Source organism: Pseudomonas sp. 58 R 3 (genome assembly GCF_900006605.1).
Taxonomy (GTDB): Bacteria; Pseudomonadota; Gammaproteobacteria; order Pseudomonadales; family Pseudomonadaceae; genus Aquipseudomonas; species Aquipseudomonas salomonii.
The window spans coordinates 1-23,906 of the sequence record NZ_CVTT01000029.1; the positions used below are offsets into that span (position 1 = coordinate 1).

The 23,906-nt window shown below is 61.3% G+C and carries 21 protein-coding genes and 1 pseudogene; 8 read left to right on the top strand and 14 right to left on the bottom strand.

The window, feature by feature from the left end:
* On the top strand, positions 1 to 1,404 hold a 1,404-nt coding region (locus tag BFP92_RS03865), incomplete at its 5' end, for an FtsX-like permease family protein (RefSeq protein ID WP_139114030.1).
* Between the two features lie 43 nt (positions 1,405 to 1,447).
* On the opposite strand, the gene greB is transcribed toward BFP92_RS03865, so the two are convergent.
* Together greB and BFP92_RS31650 are read right to left on the bottom strand one after the other, a co-directional pair.
* Positions 1,448 to 1,921 carry a transcription elongation factor GreB gene (gene greB / locus BFP92_RS03870; protein ID WP_056857197.1) on the bottom strand — a complete coding sequence of 158 codons (474 nt, stop codon included), beginning with the start codon at positions 1,919 to 1,921 and terminating at the stop codon, positions 1,448 to 1,450.
* 124 nt (positions 1,922 to 2,045) lie between these two features.
* Positions 2,046 to 3,122 carry a hypothetical protein gene (locus BFP92_RS31650; RefSeq protein WP_065911927.1) on the bottom strand — a complete coding sequence of 359 codons (1,077 nt, stop codon included), beginning with the start codon at positions 3,120 to 3,122 and terminating at the stop codon, positions 2,046 to 2,048.
* A gap of 238 nt (positions 3,123 to 3,360) precedes the next feature.
* On the opposite strand from BFP92_RS31650, the gene BFP92_RS03880 reads away from it, so the two are divergent.
* The 3 genes from BFP92_RS03880 to BFP92_RS03890 are packed head-to-tail and all read left to right on the top strand — an operon-like array spanning position 3,361 to position 6,746.
* Entirely contained in the window at positions 3,361 to 4,287 is a 927-nt protein-coding gene (locus BFP92_RS03880; RefSeq protein WP_065911983.1) for an ABC transporter ATP-binding protein, read from the top strand.
* The gene (locus BFP92_RS03885) at positions 4,284 to 5,009 is read left to right on the top strand and encodes an ABC-2 transporter permease (protein WP_065911928.1); all 726 of its coding nucleotides are present in this window, start codon (positions 4,284 to 4,286) and stop codon (positions 5,007 to 5,009) included. The genes BFP92_RS03880 and BFP92_RS03885 overlap by 4 nt, the downstream gene beginning before the upstream one ends.
* A 15-nt stretch (positions 5,010 to 5,024) precedes the next feature.
* Entirely contained in the window at positions 5,025 to 6,746 is a 1,722-nt protein-coding gene (locus BFP92_RS03890; protein WP_065911929.1) for a GldG family protein, read from the top strand.
* A gap of 7 nt (positions 6,747 to 6,753) precedes the next feature.
* On the opposite strand, the gene BFP92_RS03895 is transcribed toward BFP92_RS03890, so the two are convergent.
* From BFP92_RS03895 to BFP92_RS03905, 3 genes are all read right to left on the bottom strand, one after another.
* A complete protein-coding gene (locus tag BFP92_RS03895; protein ID WP_065911930.1) occupies positions 6,754 to 7,062 on the bottom strand; it encodes a hypothetical protein in 309 nt (102 codons plus the stop codon).
* Positions 7,063 to 7,322: 260 nt separating this feature from the next.
* Complete coding sequence (locus BFP92_RS03900) at positions 7,323 to 7,757, bottom strand: DoxX family protein (RefSeq protein WP_056857202.1); 435 nt, start codon at positions 7,755 to 7,757, stop codon at positions 7,323 to 7,325.
* Positions 7,758 to 7,860: 103 nt separating this feature from the next.
* Positions 7,861 to 9,282, bottom strand: a complete 1,422-nt coding sequence (locus BFP92_RS03905; RefSeq protein WP_065911932.1) for an MltF family protein — start codon at positions 9,280 to 9,282, stop codon at positions 7,861 to 7,863.
* Between the two features lie 236 nt (positions 9,283 to 9,518).
* Between BFP92_RS03905 and BFP92_RS03910 the strand changes: the two genes are divergently transcribed.
* The 3 genes and pseudogenes from BFP92_RS03910 to BFP92_RS03920 form a co-directional block, all read left to right on the top strand.
* Complete coding sequence (locus tag BFP92_RS03910; protein WP_065911935.1) at positions 9,519 to 10,325, top strand: TatD family hydrolase; 807 nt, start codon at positions 9,519 to 9,521, stop codon at positions 10,323 to 10,325.
* 96 nt (positions 10,326 to 10,421) lie between these two features.
* The gene (locus BFP92_RS03915) at positions 10,422 to 11,903 is read left to right on the top strand and encodes a methyl-accepting chemotaxis protein (protein WP_065911936.1); all 1,482 of its coding nucleotides are present in this window, start codon (positions 10,422 to 10,424) and stop codon (positions 11,901 to 11,903) included.
* Positions 11,904 to 12,012: 109 nt separating this feature from the next.
* A pseudogene (locus BFP92_RS03920) lies at positions 12,013 to 12,261 on the top strand (terminase); the annotation flags it as partial.
* A gap of 6 nt (positions 12,262 to 12,267) precedes the next feature.
* On the opposite strand, the gene BFP92_RS03925 reads toward BFP92_RS03920, so the two are convergent.
* From BFP92_RS03925 to BFP92_RS03935, 3 genes are all read right to left on the bottom strand, one after another.
* Positions 12,268 to 13,065, bottom strand: coding sequence for an acyl-CoA thioesterase (locus BFP92_RS03925; protein ID WP_065911937.1), 798 nt, complete (start codon positions 13,063 to 13,065; stop codon positions 12,268 to 12,270).
* 90 nt (positions 13,066 to 13,155) lie between these two features.
* The gene (locus BFP92_RS03930; protein ID WP_065911938.1) at positions 13,156 to 13,917 is read right to left on the bottom strand and encodes a CHAD domain-containing protein; all 762 of its coding nucleotides are present in this window, start codon (positions 13,915 to 13,917) and stop codon (positions 13,156 to 13,158) included.
* 42 nt (positions 13,918 to 13,959) lie between these two features.
* A complete protein-coding gene (locus BFP92_RS03935; protein ID WP_010176194.1) occupies positions 13,960 to 14,238 on the bottom strand; it encodes a hypothetical protein in 279 nt (92 codons plus the stop codon).
* 237 nt (positions 14,239 to 14,475) lie between these two features.
* On the opposite strand from BFP92_RS03935, the gene BFP92_RS03940 reads away from it, so the two are divergent.
* Entirely contained in the window at positions 14,476 to 15,513 is a 1,038-nt protein-coding gene (locus tag BFP92_RS03940) for a patatin-like phospholipase family protein (protein WP_026013612.1), read from the top strand.
* Between the two features lie 122 nt (positions 15,514 to 15,635).
* Here BFP92_RS03940 and BFP92_RS03945 read toward each other — a convergent pair whose 3' ends face one another.
* The 6 genes from BFP92_RS03945 to kdpF form a co-directional block, all read right to left on the bottom strand.
* Entirely contained in the window at positions 15,636 to 16,325 is a 690-nt protein-coding gene (locus BFP92_RS03945) for a response regulator (protein WP_053255124.1), read from the bottom strand.
* A gap of 37 nt (positions 16,326 to 16,362) precedes the next feature.
* The gene (locus BFP92_RS03950) at positions 16,363 to 19,014 is read right to left on the bottom strand and encodes a sensor histidine kinase (protein ID WP_065911939.1); all 2,652 of its coding nucleotides are present in this window, start codon (positions 19,012 to 19,014) and stop codon (positions 16,363 to 16,365) included.
* 137 nt (positions 19,015 to 19,151) lie between these two features.
* Entirely contained in the window at positions 19,152 to 19,697 is a 546-nt protein-coding gene (gene kdpC, locus BFP92_RS03955; protein ID WP_065911940.1) for a potassium-transporting ATPase subunit KdpC, read from the bottom strand.
* A gap of 96 nt (positions 19,698 to 19,793) precedes the next feature.
* Entirely contained in the window at positions 19,794 to 21,857 is a 2,064-nt protein-coding gene (gene kdpB / locus BFP92_RS03960) for a potassium-transporting ATPase subunit KdpB (RefSeq protein ID WP_065911941.1), read from the bottom strand.
* A 15-nt stretch (positions 21,858 to 21,872) separates the two neighbouring features.
* On the bottom strand, positions 21,873 to 23,573 hold the full coding sequence (gene kdpA, locus BFP92_RS03965) for a potassium-transporting ATPase subunit KdpA (protein WP_065911943.1): 1,701 nt from the start codon (positions 23,571 to 23,573) through the stop codon (positions 21,873 to 21,875).
* A 9-nt stretch (positions 23,574 to 23,582) separates the two neighbouring features.
* Positions 23,583 to 23,672, bottom strand: a complete 90-nt coding sequence (kdpF, locus tag BFP92_RS03970) for a K(+)-transporting ATPase subunit F (protein WP_003218754.1) — start codon at positions 23,670 to 23,672, stop codon at positions 23,583 to 23,585.
* Positions 23,673 to 23,906 lie beyond the last annotated feature (234 nt).

Below are 23,906 nucleotides of genomic sequence, written 5' to 3' on the forward strand. Positions count from 1 at the left end.
GGCTTCGCGTTGCCGCCACTGGCAGCCTTGGGCCGGGTGCCGCCGCTGCGGGTATTGCGACGCGACATGCTGCCGATCCCTTCCAGCACCTGGATGGTCTATGGCGCTGCGTTGTTCGCCCTTGGCCTGATCATGTGGCGCCTGAGCCTCGACCTGGTGCTGACCTTCGCGTTGCTCGGCGGTGGCGTGATGGCGGCACTGATTCTGGGTGGTTTACTGCTGTTGTTATTGCAAAGCCTGCGTCGTTTATTGGCCCGCGCTTCCCTGCCCTGGCGCCTGGGCCTGGGCCAGTTGCTGCGCCATCCATTGGCGGCGGCCGGGCAGTCCCTGGCGTTTGGCTTGATCCTGTTGTCCATGGGCTTGATCGCCCTGCTGCGCGGCGAATTGCTCGACACCTGGCAAAACCAGCTACCCAAGGACGCCCCCAACTATTTCGCCCTGAACATCCTGCCGGCCGACAAAGACGCCTTTGGCGCCCGCCTGCTGGAATTGCAAGCGCAAGCGGCGCCGCTGTACCCGGTGGTGCCGGGCCGCTTGATCAGCATCAACGGCGAGCCGGTGCAGGAGATTGTCAGCAAAGATTCCAGTGGTGACCGCGCTGTGCAGCGCGACCTGAGCCTGACCTGGGCAACCGACCTGCCACCGGGCAACGTCCTCACCGCAGGCGCTTGGTGGTCACAGCAACCGGGCGACGGCATCCCAGGCGTATCGGTAGAAGCCAAGGTCGCTGAAAGCCTGAAGCTCAAGCTCAATGATCATCTGGTGTTCACCGTCGGTGGCGAGAACCGTGAAGCACGGGTGACGAGCCTGCGGACCATCAACTGGGACAACTTCCAGCCCAACTTTTTCATGATTTTCCAGCCCGGCACCTTGAAGGACCTCCCCGCCACTTACCTGACCAGCTTCTACCTGGCGCCAGGGCATGACCAGCAGATCGTCGACCTGTCCCGGGCCTTCCCGGCCGTCACCATCCTGCAGGTCGAAGCCTTGCTGGAGCAGTTGCGCAGCATTCTCGCCCAAGTGACCCTGGCGGTGGAGTACGTGTTGCTGTTTGTGCTGGCGGCGGGCATGGCGGTGTTGTTTTCGGGCCTGCAAGCCACCCTGGATGAGCGGATTCGCCAGGGCGCGCTATTGCGTGCCCTGGGGGCCGAGCGCAAGTTGCTGGTCAAGGCGCGGCGCATCGAGTTCGGCTTGCTCGGCGCGGTCAGTGGCCTGCTGGCGGCCCTGGGCACCGAGTTGGTGACCTGGGTGCTGTACCGCTACGCCTTCGACCTGGCCTGGCATCCGCATGCGTGGCTGCTGCTACTGCCGGTGATCGGCGCCGTGCTCATCGGCGGCGCCGGTGTCTTCGGTACGCGTCGGGCGTTGAATGCCAGCCCATTGACGGTGTTGCGCGAAGGTTGAAACCAGCGATGGCCTGCACGCCCGACGGCGTGCCGGCCAGCGTTTATTTCACATACTCGATACCGGTAATCCACCAGCACACCTCGCCGGTCGGCGTCTGCACCATGGCCTCATCGTCGACCTCCTTGCGCAGCAGCGCCCGGGCCATGGGTGAGTCGATGGAGATGTAATCCATGCGCTCATAAATTTCGTCATAGCCGACGATACGAAACCGCTTGGTCTCGCCCTGCTCATTTTCGATATCGACCCAGGCGCCGAAAAACACCTTGCCCTCCTGCTCGGGCATGTACTCCACCACCCGCATATCTTCCAGGCGCTTGCGCAGGTAACGCACCCGCCGATCAATCTCACGCAGCAGTTTCTTGTTGTACTGGTAATCCGCGTTCTCGCTGCGATCTCCGAGAGACGCCGCCCAGGTCACCTTGCGCGTGGTATCCGGGCGTTTTTCACGCCACAGGTAATCCAGCTCTTTTTTCAGCGCCTCATGACCTTCTTTGGTAATCAGCTTGGTACTCAAACGCGTGCATCCCCAGACAATGTCCAATGGTGCCGATGCCAAGGCAGCATGCCCTGGCGCCGGCCGGCTGGGGTTGATGATAAATGAACCCTGAAAAGTAGCCAGACCGCAGAACACATCAGCTTCAAGCCTGGCCATCCAGGGTTTGATCCAGTTCCAGAAGCACACTCTGCAGGCGCTGGCGTATTCCGGCCACCTGCGACAGCGCCAGCGTCAACTTCTCAGCCTTCTGGCCAACTTCAAGGTTTCGCGCCTGCAACTGCATTGTTTGCTGCTGCAACTCTCGGCTCTTGTCCTCCAGCTCAGATTGCTCCTGTTCGAGTCGGGTTTGCCACTGCTCAAGCATCTGCTCTCGCTCGATTGTCGCTTGCTGTTGCTGCGACAGCTCTTGGGCGACCTTGGCCAGGCGGGTCAGCGTGCTGTCGACCTCGAGCAACGAGGCATGCTCCATCTGGGGGGCAGGTGGGCGCGGTGCAGGCGCGGCCGGCTCAACCTGAACCGGGGGCACACTGAGCTCGACCGGTTCCGGTTCCGCCTTTGGTTGTGGTTCCGGCTTTGGTTCCGGTTCTGGTTCCGGCTTTGGTTCTGGCTCCAATGCCTGCTCCTGAGCTATCGCGACGGGTGCCTCCAGCGGTTGTGCCTTGAGCGGCTCGGAAACCGGAGGCTCAGCGGAGTTGGCTGGGTTCGTGGGCCTGGGCGGGGAAATCATCTGCGATGAGAAGCGAATCGAAGGCACGATCAACGAAGCACTTTCGATGGCCGGCAGTGCGGGCGCGGACATGCCCAGAGTAATAACCTTCATGACCAGGGCCTTCTTGATGATCATTGAATGATGATCTTCCGGTCTGGCGGGCGGCAACTTGCAGCCCTTCAAATCAATAAAATGGAAAGGGATCGAGGATTCGCTAACAGTGCCGGTCTTGGATCCGGATGCTGCCGCTGCCACGAGGATTTGCTTGAACACTTGCATGGCAACTTGCAGGTCTTCCTTGGACTCGACCCCACCCAGAAAATACCGATCGAGTTTCTTGCGGAGCGCCGCGATGTAGACCCTGGAGTTACCAGGTTCGGTCTCTTCATCCAGGCTATAGACCAGAAAGTTTGAATCGGTCTGTGCAACGGCAAATCCGCAAAGTAATGCACCGTTGATCGGTGTGTCCTGACCGCTGCGTTCAAGAACAAGCGTGCGAAGAAGCATCATGATATTCAGGCCTTATTGCGAAAGAGTAAAACTTATTTGAACGCCAGATAAACACCTGGCCGTTAACAAGCCTCGGAACAACGCAATTGTTTCAGCAAGTTATCTGATTCGGCGTAGGACTTATCTGATAAACATGTCCCCTTGTTCCCAAGTCCAATGATTAAACGTATCTTTCTCGGCGCTTACCGTGCATGACGGTAAATGTTCCTACGCCTCGCAAAACTTATTCGGTAAAAAGATGCTCGAGATAAGCAGCCTGACAAAGCGTTTGGGCAAAAGAAACATCATCACTAATGTCTCATTTTGTGCCCAACGCCAGGAATGCATCGGCCTGTTCGGGGAGAATGGCGCAGGCAAGACCACTCTACTGAACGTGATAGCCGGGTTCGCCAAACCTTCTGCGGGGCATGTGACTGTCCAAGGCTTCGACACTCAGACGCAGCCAGTGCAGGCGCAAAAAAACCTCGGTTATCAGCTCCAGGGCGGCCTCAGCCATCAGACACTGTCGGTCAAAGGCGTGCTCAATTTCATTGCCGCCGTTCGCGGCTTCAGCGGTGCCGAAAAACGTAGCCGTGTCGATCGGGCCGCCATGCGCCTGGAGCTGTCACGGGTGCTCGATACACCGATTGCGGCGCTTTCGATCGGCTTGAAACGCAGAGTAGCCATCGCCCAGGCGATCCTGCACGGCCCCGGCCTGCTGTTGCTGGATGAGCCGACCGAGGGGCTCACACCGGATCAACTGCTCAGGTTCAAGACACTTATCCAGGCGCTGACCGAAGACATGGCCGTCATCATTGCCTCCCGGCACTGCGACCACCTGTCCGGGCTTTGCACGCGCGCCCTGGTTATCGCCGGCGGGCACCTTGTGGCAGATACCCCACTGCCCGACTTGCAGCGCAACTCGCGGCATTACCGAGCCGTCACGCTGGCCGCAGAAACACCCCTGGATTTACTCGCCCTTGCCGTATTACCCGGCGTGGCAGGTATAGAAGAGGACCGGCATGCACCCGGCACCGTGACCGTTCTGGCCATGCCCGGGCACGCCATCTACCCCCATATCAACGCACTTATCGCCAGCCGCGGCTGGAACATAACGTCACTGAATCTGGAGCCAGGTCGCCTGAACGAAGTCGTTCAGCATCTGAGCCACGAGGTCACCCTTTGAAACTGCTGCCTGTCATTTTCAAACGCCAACTCGCCAGTTATGCCTGTACACCCAGCACGTACCTGGGTATTGCCGCGTTTCTGGTTTCGTGCGCCACCCTGGGGTTGTATACAAGCAAGTGGCTGGAACAGGACAGCGGCGACCTGCAGGTATTTTTCCAATTGCACCCTTGGCTCTACCTGCTGCTGATTCCCATGTTGTCGACACAATTGTGGTCGGACGAACACCACGCCGGCATGCGCGACACGCTGAAGACCCTGCCTATCACCGGCGCAGAGCGGGTTATCGGAAAGTTTCTGGCTGCGTGGGTCGTGTGCGGTATCGCATTGTTGCTGACGTTCCCACTGGTGATCCTCGCCAACTACCTCGGCACCGCCGATAACCGTGTTATCTCTTCACAGTTTCTAGCCAGTTGGTTGCTGGCCGGCGCCTATCTTTCTGTCGGATGTTTTACTTCTACCCTGACCCATCAACGTTTGGCTGTGTTCCTTATAACGGTGGTGATGTTACTGGCAGCCAGCGGACTTTCATCGGTTCTCGACGCACTTGAGCATCAGGCGCCGATCTGGGTCATAGACAGCCTGGTCTCGATTAATCCTATCTCGCGCTTCGGTGCTATCGACAACGGCAAACTGACACTGCATGACGGCTTGTACTACATCAGCATGATCCTTGCCTTTCTCTCGGCATCCACAGTCATGCTCAATTACAAAACCCGTTGAGAAGGAAAGCAAACGATGCGTTCCACTCTGAGTACAGGTATGACGCTGCTGGTCATATTGCTGCTTTTCCTTGCATTTAATCTCGCCTGGGTCGGCAAACTACCGAATATCCGCTGGGACTTCTCACAGCAGAAAATCCACACTTTATCGTCCCCTGCGCGACAACTGCTTGCCACTCTGGAACACCCACTGGATCTGTATTACTTCAACTCAAGTAATGACCCGAGAAGAAGCCAGGCAATAAACCGCTATGGCGAACGAGTGGAAGATTTACTCAAAGAGTTCGAAAAAGCGTCAAAGGGCATGATTAACCTACATGTTATAGATCCGACACCTTATTCAGAGGATGCCTACAAGGCCGGCCTGTTCGGATTGGATGACAAGCAAGGCTTTCTTGGCCTCATCGGCACCCGCGCAGGCCAGCCCGCACAACGTATCAAAGTACTGCGCCCGGCTGACGAGCCCTTGCTTGAGTACGAAATCAGCCATCTGATCCACCAACTGATGCACCCCGAGCTCCCCACCGTCGGCGTATTGACGGGGTTGGCATTGAACGCGTCTGGGGAACAAGTGCTGGCCCAGATGCATCGGCATTTCAATTTGGTCGGCCTGGCATCAAGCACCCCGACCGTGCCCGAATCGATCCAAACCCTGATGGTTGTACACCCGCGCGCCCTGCCGGAACAAACCCTGTATGCGATTGACCAGTTTGTATTGAGGGGTGGCAAACTGATGCTCTTTATTGACCCGGTGAGCGAGGCCGAGACAAACGCCAAGCCCACCGACACAAGGCTGGACGGGCTATTGGCGGCTTGGGGCATTCAGATGCCGGCGGACAAACTGTTGATCGATCACGCTTTTGGTTCAGGCGCGCCGGCGGTACGGCACCCGGCCAGGCTGAACCTGCCTCGGCACGCGATGGCCGCCAACGACGTGAGTGTCTGGAAACTGGATACGGTCATCGTCTCGAGCAGCGGTGCGCTGTCGCGCGTGAGAAAAAGCCGCACCACGCTCACGCCCCTGTTGCAGAGTTCCCGGCGCTCCACCCTGCTGGACTCAGGCCGCTTTGCAGCAACGTCTGCAGCCGACTTACTGGCTGAAGGGATACCGGCTGCCACGCAACCCCACATGATCGCGGCGCGCCTCGAAGGCCCCGCCTACTCGGCCTTTCCGGATGGCGTTGGCGAACAACGTGCCGGTCTGCAAAAGGCTGCGCATATCGAGGTGGTGGTAGTCGCCGATACCGATTTGCTGATGGACGCTGTGATTGACTCTGCGCCCAATAGCAACGTGATGTTTGTCTTGAATACCCTGGATAACCTTGCGGCTCCCGACGTGCTCGCAAACATTCAACCGCGTACAAAGGTCAGCCATTCTCCCCACGCACTGGAGCAACTGCGCGAGGCTGCAGAGCGGGCTTATGCGCAAAAGGCCGGCGAACTGCAAAGGCGGCTTGAGCACACCGAGCAGGAATGGCAGCGCTTGAATCCACCGAGTATCGGCTTCGGCACCCGCGCGGTGGATACGACTATCCAATTGCAGGCGCTCAACAAGGAACGCCTGCGCCTGCCCATGGAGTTGCAGGCACTCAAGGTCCAGGCGTATGCATCTGTGAATCAAGTGGAGCGCAATCTCAAGTTGTTGATGATCGGCGCGGTGCCGTTGCCGTTATGCCTGATCGCCTGTGCAGTGTTCCTCTACCACCGGCGTCGTCGATCGGCGGCTGTCGTTCACTGATCAGCCGTCAACGACGCGCAATCAGCCCTTGCCGGGCGATGCGCGTCAGTTGGCGGATCACTTCCTCGGCATCGCCGGCGCTGGGCGCCTGGATAACGGCAAGATCAAAACTGTTGCTGGCAAAACGTCTCAGGGAATCGCCATCTTCCACAAACTGGATCAGAAACGCTGAAGGGCGCCCTGTGCGGCGCGGCCAGCCGTCCAGGTAACGCAACAAGGTCGGCTGATGTTTGCCACCCAGCAGGATCTTGGGGTTGCGTTGAGTCAGGTCCGCAGTGATCGGGGCCAGGCGTATGAGGGGGCGTAGTGCATTCATCGTGTCGTGTCTCTGCCTCAAAAGTCTGCGGGCAGGTGAGAGGCAACACCGAACCAGCGCTTTAGCGGTATTTCGAAACCTGACTCATGATGAGTGCATGCTTCTGTCGGGCTGCATTGAGTCCCAGTGGCGCCCCGCAATTAGCTGTTTAAATCGGCGCATGAGCAGCATCCTAGAGAAGCCGGTGGGGCGATGTCAAGAATCCCGAGCAATGAAAAAGCCCGCTCATGGCGGGCTTTTTCAGGGCGTTACGCGACCGATCAGTGGGCGATGGCACGGTCGACGGACAGTTTGCCGGCGCCTTCGAACAACACCGCCAGCGCACCGCCAAGCAAGGCCAAGGCGAACTCATAACCGTTGTTGGCCATGAACAGGCCGTTATGGATATGCACCGAGAAGATCGCCACCAGCGACAGGAAGGCCAGGCCCAATGCCGCCGGGCGCGCCAGCAAGCCGATGATCAAGGCCAGCCCGGCGAAGAACTCCGTACCGCCGGACAACACCGCCATCAGCGTGCCTGGGGTCAGGCCGAGGCTTTCCATGTACTGCGCAGTACCGGCCAAACCGCCGCCGCCAAACCAGCCAAACAGCTTTTGCGAACCGTGGGCGGCGAAAACGATGCCGACAAAGATTCGCAGGATGGTCAGGCCGTAACCGGCGCGAGTGGACAGAATGCGAGTGATCAGTGGGCTCATGGTGATAATCCTTTTCAAAGTAGGGGTTGGTTGGCCGCTATATTAATCGGATCATGCAATGATAAAAGCGCAAAAATCGCCTAATACTTATCGATAAAACCGATTATTTTCGTGAGGCAATTTTCGGCGCCGACGGCTCCAGGGATTCACGCTCCCGATCAAACGCCAAGTAATACTTGTTCACGCTATTAACATAGCTGACGCCGCCCATTCCCACCTGCTCCATGGCAATACGCTCGACCTGGAAAAACCACTGATTGGGGTTCAAGCCCCGCCGGCGAGCCTCTGCACGCATACCCTGGACCCGCTCCGGCCCCATGTTGTAAGCCGCCAGCACAAAGGCCATGCGCTCGCGCTCGTTGAGTTTGGGGCTGGCGAAGAACTTGCGACGGATCATCGCCAGGTAGCGCGCACCGGCCTGCACATTGCTGTCCAGGCTCTCGATATTGTTCACCCCCACCCGCTGCGCCGCCGAGGGCGTGATCTGCATCAGGCCGGTAGGCCCGCCGCTGTTACGCGCGCCAGGGTCCAGAGCGGATTCCTTGAACGCCAGCGCGGCCAGGTTCAGCCAGTCCATGCCCTGCTCACGGGCGTGCTTTTGCAGCACCGGACGCAATTTCTCCAGACGCTGACGGTCGGCGCGGGCCAGCGGATTACGCACCTGGTAAAGACGTCGATAAATACGCTGGAACGCCACGTCCTGGTCGGACGGCGTGCGATAAGTCTTGAGAAAGCGATCGATACTGGCCCGCAGCATCGAGGCATCCTGGCGCACAAACCAGTATTCATCACCCGGTGCGCTGATGACCACCTGCCGATCAAAACGTAACTTGGGCAGGATTTTCGACCAGCGCTCGGCAATCGGTTTTTCGACAATGGTGAGGTGGAAGATCCCGGCCTGGACCATCTCCAATACGTCCTCCACGGCCAGCGTAGGGTCCACCCACTCCACCTTCACGGGCGCACGCTTGTGCAGCGCCAGTTGCTGGTTGACCTGACTGATCGCATCCGCCGCCGCACTGCCGGTGGTCAACGCCAGGGTGCGCCCGGACAATTGCTCCAGCCTGGTAAACCGTCGCTCCCCCTTCACGCCCACCAGCCACAGCGGCACACCACTGGCAATCGGGTCGCTGGTGCTGATCTTGTGCGTGGCCTTTACATCGAGCAGTTCACCCGGCGCCACCAAGTCGCCTTCGCCACGGGCCAACGCGCCAAGCAATTGGTCCTTGGCCTTGGGAATGATCTTGAGGTTGATGGCTTCTCCATCCCGGGCGTGGCCGTTCAGGTATTGCTCGAAGGCGCGCAGACGATGATATTCGACGCCGATGGCCTGGCCCTGGACCTCACCGGAACTGTTACGGCTCTGGTTGACCAGCACACGCAGGGTGCGGCTGGAACGGATCTGCGCCAAATCACGGACCTTGCCGGGCTTGGTCACCTCCAGCGGCCCGTCGAGACGCGCGACCGCCGCCGTGGGCAGCAGTAACGTGAGGCACAACATAAGCAACGCCGAGGGTCGGATCATCCGCTCTCCGGAAAGAATACTGGCCAGCCATCTCGTGAAAGACGAGAAGCTGGAGGTCAGAAACAGAGCGCTTCAAGCGCTGGCAAGGCACGCAACGGTGGCGTCGGGGCAGGCGATGGGCCAGCCACAATGTCACTTGCGACGTTCAAAGACAGCTATAACGCGTTGTAGTTCTTAGTTTTTCTTATAAATCTACAGCTCTGATATGCTTTCCGGCCGCAGGCGGAGCTAGCACCATGCAACTCATTGATATCGGCGTCAACCTGACCAACCCCAGTTTCGACGAGAGGCACCAGGCCGTTCTCGACCGAGCCTATGCCGCCGGCGTGCAACAATTGGTGCTCACCGGCACCAGCGTCGACGGCAGCGAACAGGCTCTGGAATTGTGCGTAAAACTCGATGAAAGCGGCCAACGCCTGTTCAGCACCGCCGGCATTCACCCGCACTCGGCCAGTGACTGGAACGGCGACAGCGCCCAGCGTTTGCGCGGGTTGCTCAGCGAAAGCCGCGTGCGTGCGGTGGGCGAATGCGGGCTGGACTTCAACCGGGACTTTTCCCCGCGCCCGCAGCAGGAAAAAGTCCTCGAAGCGCACCTGGCACTGGCGGTCGAGCTGAAACTGCCGGTGTTCCTGCACGAACGTGACGCCAACCAGCGCCTGCTGGAGATTCTCAAGGATTACCGCGATCACCTGACCGCCGCCGTGGTGCATTGCTTTACCGGCGAGCAACAGGCGCTGTTCAGCTACCTCGACCTCGACTTGCACATCGGCATCACTGGCTGGATCTGCGACGAGCGCCGTGGGACGCACCTGCATCCGCTGGTCAGGGAAATTCCCCGTGGCCGCCTGATGCTGGAAAGCGATGCGCCGTACTTGCTACCGCGCACCTTGCGGCCCAAGCCGAAAAATGGCCGTAATGAACCGGCTTATTTGCCGGAAGTGCTGCGTGAAGTGGCCCTGCATCGCAATGAAACGCTGGAGGACCTGGCCGAACACAGCACCGCCTGCGCCCGTGGGTTTTTTGGGCTGCCCCCAGTGGATTGATGCGGCGCATTGACCCATGTCAAAAACGCTTTCCTGAGTAGCGGCACAATAATGGCACCTTGCCAATGCTGTTTCCGCTATCAGAGAAAACCTTCCATGGGTGCCTGGCTTAGCAATATCTCGCTGAAATACAAATTCTGGGCCGTGAATGCGGTCGCTTTCATCACCACCCTGCTGCTGGTGCTGTATGCCGTGCAGCTTGAGCAACAGGCCCGCAGCGATGCGTCCCGGTCCTCGGCGCAGGCCCAGGCGCGACTACTCGGTGCCTGGCCGGCCGACACCCCATTACCCAAAGATGAACATTGGCTGACCTTTGCCCGCGGCCAAACCCCATCGTTGGCTGATCAGGATCTGTCCGCCTTGAGCACTGCCAGCGGTTGGGTTGAACTCAATCACATGCCCTTGTTCGGGGAAAACCCACTGATCGGCGCCGAAGTCCTCACACGGGCCGATGGCCAACAGATTGCCGTGCTGGCCTACGGCCGCAGCCTCAGCCAAGTCTTCGGCGAACGCTTTGCCAACTATGCCGTGGCCGTGTTGATCCTCATGCTAGCGATGCTCGGGGCCTCGCAGTTGCTGATCCGCTTCCTGCTCAGCCAACTCAACACCCTCAAGGACGTGATGCTGCACGTGGAGAAGACCGGTGACCTGTCGGCTCGCGTGCCCCTGGCGTGCAAGGACGAGGTGGGCCAGATGGCCAGCGCCTTCAACGCCATGCAAGCCGGTTATCAGCGCGTGGTCAGCACCGTGGCGCGCACCGCCCAGCAACTCGACGATGGCGCCGCACGCCTGGCCAGCAGCATGAACGAGGTGCAGCACGGCATGCTCGGCCAGCAAAGCGAAACCGACCAGGCCGCCACCGCCATCAATGAAATGACCGCCACCGTCTACCATATCGCCCAGCATGCCGGCGCAACCCGCGACCTGTCCCAGACCGCCGACACCCTCGCCGGCAGCGGCCAGGAAGTGGTCACCCGGGTACAGCGTTCGATCGCAGGCCTGTCCACCGGCGTGCAGCAGACGGCCGAAATGATCCAGAAACTCGCTGAAGACAGTCAGAAAATCAACGGTGTGGTCGGCGTGATCCACAGCATCGCCGAACAAACCAACCTGCTTGCCCTCAACGCCGCCATCGAGGCCGCCCGCGCCGGCGAAATGGGCCGTGGTTTTGCCGTGGTGGCCGACGAAGTACGCAACCTGGCCAAGCGTGTGCAAAGCTCCACCGATGAAATCACCCGCATGGTCTCGGCGCTGCAAGCCGGCACCCGCGATGCGGTGGACTTTATGCAGGAAAGCTCGTTCAAGGCCGACGACTGCGTGCAACAGGCCCAGGATGCCGGTGCCGCACTGGCCGAAATCACCAGTGCCGTGGCACAGATGCGCGAGAGCAACACCCAGATTGCCGTGGCCGCCGAACAGCAGAGCCATGTTGCCGAGGAGATGAACCGCGCGGTGGTGAGCATTCGCGATGTGACCGAGAACACCGTGCAGCAGACGGTGGAGTCGGCCACCACCAGCAATCAGCTGGCGACCTTGGCCGGGGAATTGAGCAAGGCGATCGGGCAGTTGAAGCTATAAGCCAAACAAGGCTGGCTATGGCCTCCATAGCGAGCCTTGATTCGCCGCCGCACCTGCCTGCGACCTAAACTTTGTCCATGTTGTTTCAACGGACAGAGGATTGATCATCATGGGCAAACGTCACCCCAACTTCCCCGCCTGGCAATGGCGCACTCAGCCACAGGCTCATCAGCACCCCACCAACCTGGGCCTGCAACTGCTTGCCGTGCCTTTGCTGATCATTGGTTTTCTGTTGTTGGTGTCAGGCGTGTTCAGCTTCAGCCTGGCCAGTGTTGCCATCGGCGTCGTCGGCTTGTTGGCAGGCGTGGCGCTGCAACGCCACGGCCGCACGCTGGAAGCCCAGGGCAGCCAGCACTTCTGAGGCTCAGGCGAAGACCACTACCGTCTGGCGGCTGATGGCGATCAACTCGCCGCTCGGACTCCACAGCGCGGCAGCGGCATGGCCGTAGCCGTCGCGGGCGTGCTCGATGTTGACGTAGTACTGGCACCAGTCGAGGGTGGTCAGGTTTTGCAGCGGCTGGATAAACTCGATGGTCCAGGTCAGGGTGCTGCCCGGCGCGGGCTTGGTCAGGTGCGGCAGCAAGGCCGGTGGCCAGGCGTCGACCAGAGCAAGAATATGCGACTCGGTCAGCGGTTCTTCCTTCACGTCCCCACGCAAACGCACCCAACCGCCCATGTCGCGGGATTTAGTACCGGTAAACGGCAGGCCGCCGACACTCCAGCGCATCGCCAAGTGGCGCATGAATTCTGGGGTAACGCCCTTGATATAGGGCAGCTCCTGGCACTCATCCCAGTGTTTGAACAGCGGCGGCGCCTCGCTCTCCACCTCAATGACCGACTCGCGGGCTGCGCCAAAGCTGGCTTGTACCAAGGTCGCCACTTCGCCGTTTTGCACCACACGGCCGAGTAACTGGCTGACCGCCTTGCCTTCGCGCAGCACTTCGACCTGGTAACTGGCAGGTACATCCGGAGCGACCGGGCCGACAAAGGTGATAGCCAGTGAACGCAAAGGGCGATCCGCCGGCACTTTGGCGCGCAAGGCTTCGTATTGCAACGCAGCCACCAGGCCACCAAACGTCGCGCGGCCCTGGGCCCATTCGGCGGGGATGGTCACTTCCAGCGGGTTGTTACGGGCGGCATCGAGCAAATCACTAAAGCGCATGGCAACCTCACATCCAGAAAACCGATGCCGGGATCTTACCCAGCAGGCTGGCCAGGCACAGCGCCTATTCCGGCCAAAAGCCGGACCGGTTCAGAAACAATCCGCGCTGAGCTTGTCCAGCACCCGATCCGCCTGGCCTTCAGCCTTGGCCATGGTGCGCTGCCAAACCGCAACGCACGGCTGCAGGTCGGGTTGATGTTCAGCCTGGGCCAGCCATTGCCAGCAATCGTGCCAATCGCCGAGGGCGCCTTGCGCTTGCTTGAGGCGTTGCATCGCCTTGGCAGGCAGTTTGTCCAGTTCGGGGTAGGCTTCGGCCGCGTAACGCACGCGCTTGATCAGAAGGCGCAGACGGTGGCGGTCATGATCCGGGTCTTTGAGGGCGTCATCGAGCTTCTGCCATTGCTTGGCCAAGCGCTTTTCGATGCGCGGGCGCAGGCCTTTGAGCAGTTTCTGGTGTTGGGAGGCGCGGATAAACCGCGGGAAGGCATCCAGTATCAGCAGCAAATGCGCGAGTTCCGGGCTTTGCGCCACCTGGCGATAAGCATCGGCCTGCAAGCGCAGGCGCCGATCGGCCGCCGCGTGATGGCCGTGCTGGTGCAGGTAGGCCGCCAGCACCTCGCGGTCGCGCAGCGGCGTGGTCAATTGGCCGACCGTGCTGGCGGCCAGTTCAAGCTGCTCGACACCCGGCAGCCCGCGCAAGGGCCGCAACAAACTGCGCAGGCGTCGCACGGTAGTGCGCAGGTCGTGCAAGGCTTCATCGTCGGTGACGGCGGCAAGGCGAGCCTGGCAGCTCAGTAACCCTACTTCCAGGCCAATGACCTGAGCGACTAACTGATCAACCAGCGCTGACATCCCTTCCCCCTTAACCATGAAACCCTAGGCACCGCTCACCGATCAACGCCCGGCGCGCGACTCACGAATGTAGAAGCGCGCTTTCTCGGCCTTGTTGGAACAGCCTTCAAACGCTTCGAATTGCTGCTGGGTCTTGGCGCCGGTCAACAGCGACAAAGCCTTAGAATAGCTCACGGTGCCGGCAAAGCCTTCGGCCTTGGCCAAATCCAACTCGTGCCAGGCCGCATCCAATTGCGTGCCACAGCTGTCGCGGTATGCGGTTTTGCCGGCACAACCGGCCAGGGCCAACACGATCACAGGCACACACATCCAGGCTTTCATCAATGACACCTCAAATATAGAAAAACAGTCGTAGGCTGTAGACGTTGCCTCCAAGGAAAAGTGCCTTGTGGGCCGCCTGAAATCAGAAGTGTCCATTCAAACGTGCTTTCAGAAGTGCCTGCTCAGAAATGCCTACCGCCAGAGCATACCCGAGCGTTATGGCTATTCTGGAAAAATATTTTGATGCCCTCGGCCGGTAAGCGCATTGTGGGCCACTGTTTTACGAAGGATCTGCTCATGAAAAAACGTGTTGCCTTGGTGCTCGGTTCCGGCGGCGCCCGCGGTTACGCCCACATCGGCGTGATCGAGGAAATCGAACGGCGCGGCTACGACATCGCCTGTATCGCCGGCTGCTCCATGGGCGCCGTGGTGGGCGGGATCTACGCCGCCGGCAAGCTCGACGAATACCGCAACTGGATCGAGAGCCTCGACTACCTGGACGTGCTGCGCCTGGTGGACGTGAGCTTTCGCCTGGGGGCGATACGTGGCGAAAAAGTCTTCGGGCAAATCCGCAAAATCGTCGGTGAGATCAATATCGAAGAGCTGCGTATTCCCTACACCGCCGTGGCCACCGACCTGACCAACCAACAGGAAATCTGGTTCCAGGAAGGCTGCCTGCACCAGGCCATGCGCGCTTCGGCGGCGATTCCCAGCCTGTTCACGCCGGTGATGCAAGGCAACCGCATGCTGGTGGACGGCGGCCTGCTCAACCCGCTGCCGATCGTGCCGGTGGTGTCGAGCCATTGCGACTTGATCATCGCGGTCAACCTCAACGCCACCAACCAGAAGCACTACCACCTGCCGGTGATCCAGCGCCCGCCGGCGTTCAAAAGCCGCTTCAACAGCCTGGCCAAATCACTGGGTTCGCACCTGCCGTTTCGGCGCAAGCAGGCCGAGCAACTGATGAAGCTGGAGCAGGAAGCCTTGCAGTCCCAGGCCGCCGAAATCAACCCGTGGCTGGAGTCGGCCGAACCCGAAGCCCAGCAACCTGCGGCGGCCCCGGAAAAACAAGGTGCGCCGAAGTCTGCGACCGGTTCGTTCATCATCGATAACGTCGGCCCGGCGTCACTGCTGGACCTGATCAACCAGAGTTTCGAAGTGATGCAGACCTCGCTGGCGCAATACAAGATCGCCGGTTACCCGCCGGACGTACTGATCAACGTGCCGAAGCGGGTGTGTCGGTTTTTCGAGTTCTACAAGGCGCCGGAGTTGATCGCGTTGGGGCGGGAAATTGCCAGTGATACGTTGGATCGGTATGAGAGTGAGCAACACTGAGATAGGCGGTGTGGTTGATGGCCCTATCGCAGGCAAGCCAGCTCCCACCTTTGAATGTATTCACAAATCAAAAGGTGGGAGCTGGCTTGCCTGCGATGAGGCCCGTTCAGGCACTGCAACATTCAGGCATTCAACAACCGATACCCCACACCCGCCTCGGTCACGATAAACCGTGGCTGCGTCGGATCATCCGCCAACTTCTGACGCAGATGGCCCACCACAATGCGTAGGTAATGGCTGTCTTCAGTATGGGTCGGCCCCCAGATATCCTTGAGCAATTGCTGCTGGGTGATCACCCGCCCAGGATGCCGCGCCAGTTGCGCCAGCACCGCGTATTCCTTGCGGGTCAGGGCCACCTCGACACCGTCCAGCAGTACCCGGCGATAGGCCAGGTCCACCGTCAACGGGCCGAAACTCAGCGCCGCTTCCTGAGCCTCTCCGGCTGGCGCCTGGCGCAGCAAGGCGCGTACGCGGGCAAGAAATTCCTGGATGCCAAAGGGCTTGGTCACGTAGTCATTGGCGCCGCTGTCCAGGGCTTCGACTTTTTGCACTTCACTGGCGCGCACCGACAGCACCAATACCGGCACCGTCGACCACTCGCGAAACTCACGCAACACTTGCTGGCCGTCCATGTCAGGCAAGCCAAGGTCGAGCACCAGCAAGTCCGGTTTGCTCAATGCCGCTTGGGCCAGGCCTTCGTTGCCGGTGCCGGCCTCGATCACCTTGTAGCCCTGGGAGGCCAGGCTGATACGCAGGAATTTGCGGATCTGCGGTTCGTCATCAATGACTAGAATCGTCGCGGTCTGGCTCATGGTGTCCAATCAAAATCCGTGGAGAAAAGAGGGTAGCTCAAGGCTCGCGCTCCGGGCCAGGTTGCGTCGGTAACGGCAGGAACAAGCTGATGCAGGTGCCGCGCCCTTCTATACCATCCTCGACGCGGATATGCCCGCCGTGAGCGCCCACCATGCCCTGGCAGATCGCCAGGCCAAGGCCTGTGCCCTGCCCGCCGCGATCACCACGGGCGGCGGTGTAGAACATATCGAAAATCTTCGCACGCTCGTCCTCGGGGATCCCCGGCCCCTCGTCGGCCACTGCAAAAAACAGCTGCTCATCCGCCACGCCGGCACTCACCTGCAAACGGCCGTGGGGCGGTGAAAACCGCGCGGCGTTTTCCAGCACATTGACCAAGGCCTGCTCGATCAACGCCGCGTGTACATACAGCAGCGGCAGCTGCGCCGGCACGTCGGTGTGTACCTGCAACGGCGCCAGCACTGCGCGCAAGCGGCCCAGGGCGCTGCCGACGATATCACCCGGCGACACCCAGTCACGCGCCAGTTTCAGCGCGCCGTGGCCCAGGCGTGTCATGTCCAGCAGGTTCTGGATATAGCGGTCCAGGCGCTCGGCTTCATCGCGGGTGCCTTCCAGCAATTCGCGGCGGTCTTCCAGCGGGATGGCTTCGCCGAGCGCCAGCAGGCTGTCGATGCTGCCGCGCATCGAGGTCAACGGCGTGCGCAAATCGTGGGACACCGAGGCCAGCAAGGCGCTGCGCAGCTGTTCGGTTTCGCCGTGCAGGCGCGCTGATTCCAGCTCCTGCGCCAGTTGCGCGCGCGCCAGCGCCTGGGCCAATGGCTGGCTCAATGCGGTGAGCAGACGACGGCGTTGGCCGCTCAGTTCCAGGCCGGGTTTCGGGCTTACACCAAGCAAGCCCAACGGGCCCTCCTCCCCCGACAGCGGCCACCACCACCAACGCCCAAACGGCAAGGTGCCGGTGCCCATGCCGGCCGGTTGATCATGCTGCCAGGCCCAATCGGCGGCAGCGCGTTCGGCTTCGGTAAGGTTAAGCGCGGCGCCGGTTTCAACTTTCCAGCCGCCCTGGCCGTCGCGGTTCAGCAGACACAGGTCCAGATCACTCCAGCCTTGCAGATGATGGGCCGCCGCACTGACCACCGCCTGGCGATCAGTAGCCGCCGTGAGCTTGCGCGACAGGTCGAGCAGTTCGCTGGTTTCTTCCTGGGTGTCGCGCAAGGCCTGCAACTGCCGACGCTGACGCGCCGCGAGGTTGCCGGTCAACGCCGCCATCAGCAAGAAAAACAACAGGGTCAGCACGTCTTCTTCGCGCTGGATGGAAAAGGAGAAATTCGGCGGGATAAACAGGAAATCATAAGTCAGGAACGACAGCGCCGCGCACACCAGCGACGGTCCCAGGCTGCTGCGCACGCCGACCAGCAGCACTGCGGCGAGAAACACCAACGAGATATTCGGCAGCGGCAACACACTGGCTACCGCCCAGGCCAACGCAGCTGCGACGATGGTCGCCACCACCGCCAGGCCATAGTCGAACCACACCAGCCCGCGTACATCCGGCAGGCGCGGCGGCGCGGGCATGTCGTCGCTGTCGAGCACGTTGATCTCCAGACCCCGGGCATTGCGCAGCAAGCGTGCCGCCAAGCCACCCCCGAACAACCGGCGCCGCCAGCGCATCCGCGACTGTCCTACCAATACCAGGCTGGCGCGACGTTCGGCGGCATGCTGGATCAGCGTCTTGGCCACTTCACCGGCGCGCAGCAACACCACTTCGCCGCCCAGCCGTTCGGCCAGTTGCTGGGCATTTTGCAGGCGCAGACGCGATTGCTCATCGCGTGCGCGGCCGTTATCGATATGCACCAGGCTCCACGGCAAATGCCGGCGCTGGGCCACGCGGCTGGCGTGACGCACCAGGCGCTCGGCCTGCGCATCACCGTCCACACCCACCAGTAAACGCCCGCGCACCGCCGGGGCAGCCTGGCCAAGCTGGCGGTAGCCTTGGGCCAAATCGTCATCGACATGGGCAGCGGCGGTTTGCATGGCCAGCTCGCGCAGGGCCATCAGGTTGGTCTGGGTGAAGAATGCGTCGATGGCGGCGCGGGCCTGTTCCGGCACATACACCTTGCCGTCGCGCAGGCGCTCCAGCAGCTCGCGGGACGGCAGGTCGATCAGCAGCAGTTCGTCGGCTTCTTGCAGCACCCAGTCGGGCAGAGTTTCACGCACGTGCACGCCGGTGATACCGCGCACCTGATCGTTCAAACTTTCCAGGTGCTGGACGTTGACCGTGGTGAACACGTTGATGCCGGCGGCAAGCAGTTCCTGGATGTCTTGCCAGCGTTTTTCATGGCGGCTGCCGGGAGCGTTGCTATGGGCCAGCTCATCCACCAGCACCAGCTTGGGCTTGGCGGCGAGCAGGCCGTCGAGGTCCATTTCTTCGAGCATCACGCCACGGTATTCGCTGCGCAGCAAGGGTTGCTGCGGCAGGCCGCTGAGCAAGGCTTCGGTCTCGGCGCGGCCGTGGGTTTCCACCACGCCCGCGATCAGGCGCACGCCCTGGCGCAGTTGGGTGTGGGCGGCCTGGAGCATGGCGTAGGTCTTGCCCACGCCGGGCGCCGCACCGAGGAAGACTTTGAGCCGGCCACGGCCGTCCCGTGGCAGATCGGCTAACAGGGCATCGGCGCGGCCGGAGTCGCTCATGCTTTGGAGTTCCTTCAGGTATTCAGGTCACTGAAGATCCAATGTGGGAGCGGGCTTGCTCGCGAATGCGGTGTAACAGTCAACTAATCTGTTACTGACAGACCGCATTCGCGAGCAAGCCCGCTCCCACAAGGGGATCAGAGTTTTTCCAGCGCCATGTTCAGCGCCATCACATTCACCACCGGCGGCCCCACCAGCGGGCTTTCGATGTGCTCATCGAGCAAGCGCTGCAGTGTAGACACCGGCACATTTCGCGCCGCCGCCACTCGCGCCAGTTGATAGGCAATCGCCGCCGGTGGCAAGTGTGGATCAAGGCCGCTGCCGGAGGTCGTCAGGGAGGCCAACGGCACCGGCCCCTGGCCTGGCACCCGCTGTTTATTGGCGTCGTCAAAAATGCGTGTGGCCAACGCCGGGTTGCTTGGGGCCAGGTTGCTGGCACTGCTGGAGACCGTGGCAAACGCGCCGGCCGATGGCCGTGGGTGGAACCAGCTGTCACCGGTAAAATCCTGGGCGATCAGGCGCGAGCCGCGCACTTTGCCGTCGGCGTCACGCACCAGGCTGCCGTTGGCCTGGTCGGGGAACGCAACTTGGGCGACGCCGGTGACCACCAGCGGGTAGGCAACGCCGGTAATCAGGGTCATGAGGACCAGCAGGCTCAGGGCCGGGCGGATCAGGGTGGACATTTCAAATTCCTCGATTCGTTATCAGCGCAGGACGCGGAGCGTCCGGGGCGGCGTTCCCACGCTGAGCATGGGAACGATCCAAAAAGTGCGATCCAGTTACACCAGGTGCAGCGCGGTCAGGAGCATGTCGATCGCCTTGATGCCCACGAACGGCACCACAATCCCGCCCAGCCCGTAGATCAGCAGGTTGCGGCGCAGCAACGCCGCCGCACTCGCCGCCTGTACGCGCACACCGCGCAGTGCCAGGGGAATCAGCACCACAATGATCAGCGCGTTGAAGACGATGGCCGAGAGAATCGCGCTCTGCGGGCTCTGCAGGTGCATCACGTTGAGTACGCCCAGTTGCGGGTAGATCGAGGCGAACAGGGCCGGCAAAATCGCGAAGTATTTGGCCACGTCGTTGGCGATGGAAAAGGTCGTCAACGCGCCGCGTGTCACCAGCAGTTCCTTGCCGATCTGCACCACGTCCAGCAGCTTGGTCGGGTCGCTGTCGAGATCGACCATATTGGCGGCTTCGCGGGCAGCCTGGGTGCCGTCGTTCATCGCCATGCCGACATCGGCCTGGGCCAGCGCCGGGGCGTCGTTGGCGCCGTCGCCGCACATGGCAACCAGGCGACCGTCGTTCTGCTCGTGGCGGATGCGGGCGAGTTTTTTCTCTGGCGTGGCTTCGGCCAGCACGTCGTCCACACCGGCTTCTGCGGCAATTGCGGCGGCGGTCAACGGGTTATCGCCGGTGACCATCACGGTGCGGATCCCGAGCTTGCGCAGTTCGGCAAAACGTTCGCGGATGCCGGGCTTGACCACGTCCTTGAGGTGGATCGCGCCGAGCAGTTTGCCGTCGGCGCATACCAGCAATGGCGTGCCGCCGCTTTGGGCGATCTTGTCGATTTCCCGCGAGAGTGCCGGTTGCAGGTCACCGCGTTGTTGGCCGATAAACGCCAGCAGTGAATCGACCGCGCCTTTGCGGAACACACGCCCTTGGTAGTCGACACCGGACAAGCGCGTTTCGGCACTGAACGGCACGGAGGTCAGCTCCTCCAGGGTTGGCTCGGCCTGAGGGTGCAGCGTGCGCAGGTATTCGACGATGGATTTGCCTTCCGCCGTGTCGTCCGCCAGGGACGCCAGCAGCGCGCCTTCGGCCAGGTCGCGACCGCTGACGCCTGGCGCGGCGATCACGGCGGCACAGCGACGGTTGCCGAAGGTGATGGTGCCGGTCTTGTCCAGCAGCAACACATGCACGTCACCCGCCGCTTCCACCGCACGCCCGGATTTGGCGATGACGTTGAGGCGTACCAGACGGTCCATACCGGCGATACCGATGGCCGACAACAGGCCGCCGATGGTGGTCGGGATGAGCGTCACCAGCAGCGCCACCAGGAACACCAGCGGCAAGCTGCCATTGGCGAAATGGGCGAACGGCTGCAGGGTGACCACCACCAGCAGGAAGATCAGCGTAAGGCCGATCAGCAGGATATCCAGCGCCACTTCGTTGGGGGTTTTCTGGCGTTTGGCGCCTTCCACCAGTGCGATCATGCGGTCCAGGGTGGACTCACCGGGGTTGACGGTGATGCGCACCAGTAACCAGTCCGACACCAGCCGCGTGTTGCCGGTAACAGCCGAGCGGTCGCCGCCGGATTCACGGATGACCGGCGCGGATTCGCCAGTGATCGCCGCCTCGTTGACCGCCGCAATACCTTCGATGACCTCGCCGTCACCGGGGATCATTTCCCCGGCGGCGACGCGCACCACATCACCTTTACGCAGGCTGGTGGCCGGCACGACTTTGAAGCTGCCGTCGGCCTCTTTGCGGCGTGCACTGAGGCCTTCGCTGCCAGCTTTGAGGCTGTCGGCGCGGGCTTTGCCGCGACCTTCGGCCAAGGCTTCGGCGAAATTGGCGAACAGCACGGTGAACCACAGCCACACGGCGATTTGCACGGCGACAAAGGTCGGCACGTTAGTGTCCGGCACCAGGCACAGCACGGTGGTGAGGATGGCGGTCAGCTCGACCACCAGCATCACCGGCGAGCGCTGCAGTTGGCGAGGGTCGAGCTTGACGAACGCCTGGACCAGCGCCGGGCGCCAAAGAGCGGAGATGGCGGTTTTGGCCGGTTCCTGAGTAGTCACAGGGGCCGCATTTTTTGCAGGCATATTCATTTTCATATCCCCTCTAGCTCTTTATTTAGGAGCAGCCATGCTCAGGTGTTCAGCAATTGGGCCCAGCGCCAGTGTCGGCAGGAACGTCAGGCCGCCCACCAGCAAAATGGTCACGGTCAACAGGGTCACGAACAGCGGGCCATGGGTGGGGAAGCTGTTCTGGCCTATGGGTGCGGTTTTCTTCATCGCCAGGCTGCCGGCCAGGGCCAGTACCGGAAGGATGTATCCGAAGCGGCCGATCAACATGCCCAGGCCCAGCATCAGGTTGTGGAACGGCGTGTTGGCGCTGAAACCGCCGAATGCCGAGCCGTTGTTGGCACTGGCTGAGGTGTAGGCGTAGAGCAACTGGCTGAAACCGTGGGGGCCAGGGTTACTGATGGCACCGGCCGGGCCGGGCAGGCTGGCGGCAATGGCGCCGAGCACCAGCACGCCAACCGGCATCACCAAGAGCGTCACGACCAGTAATTGCACTTCCTTGGCCTGCAGCTTTTTGCCCAGGTATTCCGGGGTACGGCCGATCATCAGGCCGGCGAGGAACACCGCGATCAACACGTTGAGCAACATGCCGTACATACCGGCGCCGACGCCGCCGAAGATCACTTCGCCGACCATCATGTTGACCAGCGAGACCATCCCGGTCAGCGGGTTGAGGCTGTCTTGCATGCCATTGACCGAACCGTTGGACGCCGCCGTGGTGGTCACCGACCACAACACCGTGCCGGTGGTGCCAAAGCGCGCTTCCTTGCCTTCCAGCGGTGCGGTTTGCTCGACCGCCGGGTTGTTCAGGGTCGGGTTGGGCTGGTATTCGGCCCACAGCGACGTCGCGCCGCCGATCAGGAACAGCGCCAGCATGCAGCCGAGAATCGCGCGGCTCTGACGCAGGTCCTTCACGTAGTGACCGAAGGTGAACACCAGCGCCACCGGAATCAGGATGATTGCCGACACCTCGAACAGGTTGGCCCAGGCGGTCGGGTCTTCAAACGGGTGCGCCGAGTTGACGCCAAAGAAGCCGCCACCATTGGTGCCCAGTTGCTTGATCGCAATCTGGCTGGCAGCCGGGCCGAGTGGAATCACTTGGTCCACGCCCTGCATCGTCACGGCATTCACATAGTGCGCGAAGGTTTGCGGCACGCCCTGCCACACCAGGAACAACGCAAACACCAGGCACAGCGGCAGCAAGCCGTAGAGGGTGGCGCGGGTCATGTCGACCCAGAAGTTGCCCAGGGTTTTGGTGGACTTGCGCCCGATCCCCCGGCACAGCGCGACCAGCACAGCCAGGCCGGTGGCGGCGCTGACGAAGTTCTGCACGGTCAGGCCGATCATCTGGCTGAGGTAGCTCAGGGAGGCTTCACCGCTGTAGTTCTGCCAGTTGGTGTTGGTCATGAAACTGATCGCCGTGTTGAACGCCAGGGTCCATTCCTGCCCCGGCAATTTCTGCGGGTTGAGTGGCAGATATTCCTGGAACAACAGCACAGCAAACAGCAACACAAAACCGGCCAGGTTGAACGCCAGCAGCGCCAGCGTGTATTTCTGCCAGCTCTGTTCCTGATGCTCGTCCACGCCGGACAGGCGATAACAGGCGCGCTCGACGGGGCCGAGCACCGGCGAGAGCCAGGTGCGCTGACCTTCCATCACTTTGTAGTAGAACCGCCCCAGGAAAGGTGCCGGCACCAGCACCACGGCAAAGAAGGCGATGATCAGCCAATAGTCATAACTGTGCATAGCCTGCTCCTAGTTCCGATCCGCGCGTAACAGCGCAACCAGCAGATAAATGAACAGCGCCACGGCCAATAGCAGTGACACCCCGTCCAGAACGCTCATGGAAGTTTCTCCGTTTTGCGGCGATTGCCGCGTGTGGAGCAATTGTCGGCAGGAGTGGCGTAAAGGAACGAGAGCGAGGGTATGGGCGGGGCGTAAAGACGGCGTAAAGAGTGGCTTTATGCGGGGTTTACAGAGGGATTAGTGGTGGCTTTGCGGGCCTCTTCGCGAGCAAGCCCGCTCCCACACTTAACCGCGTACCTCCTGCTCAAACGCAGTCGAGTGTGGGAGCGGGCT